2 pseudogenes are annotated in these 721 nt (G+C 62.0%); both read right to left on the bottom strand.

From position 1 onward, the window contains the following. A pseudogene (locus HP499_RS24710) lies at positions 1–314 on the bottom strand (succinate--CoA ligase subunit alpha); the annotation flags it as partial. A gap of 12 nt (positions 315–326) precedes the next feature. Next, positions 327–721: pseudogene (locus HP499_RS24705) on the bottom strand (succinate--CoA ligase subunit beta); the annotation flags it as partial.

Raw genomic sequence — 721 nt, 5'->3', positions numbered from 1 at the left:
GGAACGCCTTCGGTGATGACAACAACCAGGCCGATGCCGGCTTCGATTGCTTCAACCACGGCGTCCTTGGTGAATGCCGGCGGAACGAAGACGATGGAGACGTCTGCGCCGGTTTCAGCGATGGCTTCCTTGACGGTGCCGAAGACGTTGATTTCCTTGTCGCCGTGCAGGACCGTGGTGCCGGCCTTGCGGGCGTTGACGCCACCAACAATGTTGGTGCCGGCCTTGAGCATCAGGGCGGTGTGCTTGGTGCCCTCGCCGCCGGTGATGCCCTGAACGATGACCTTGGAGTCCTTGTTGAGGTAGATAGACATTCTCGCGTCCCTTTACTTAGCTGCGTTGGCGAGCTCGGCAGCCTTGTCGGCGCCCTCGTCCATGGTGGCGGCCAGGGTAACCAGCGGGTGGTTGGCCTCGGTCAGGATGCGGCGGCCTTCCTCAACGTTGTTGCCGTCGAGGCGGACTACCAGCGGCTTGTTCGCGGAGGAACCAAGCTCAGCAAGCGCACCCACGATGCCCTTTGCCACGGCGTCACAAGCGGTGATGCCACCGAAGACGTTCACGAACACGCTCTTGACCTGGGAATCGCCAAGGATGACGTCCAGACCGTTGGCCATGACCTCGGCGGAAGCTCCACCTCCGATGTCCAGGAAGTTCGCGGGCTTGACGTTGCCGTGGTTCTCGCCGGCGTAAGCAACGACGTCGAGGGTGGACATGACAAGAC

Origin of the sequence: Paenarthrobacter sp. CM16 (genome assembly GCF_013179505.1) — a bacterium.
Taxonomy (GTDB): Bacteria; Actinomycetota; Actinomycetes; order Actinomycetales; family Micrococcaceae; genus Arthrobacter.
This window is presented reverse-complemented; position numbering and strand designations above follow the sequence as displayed.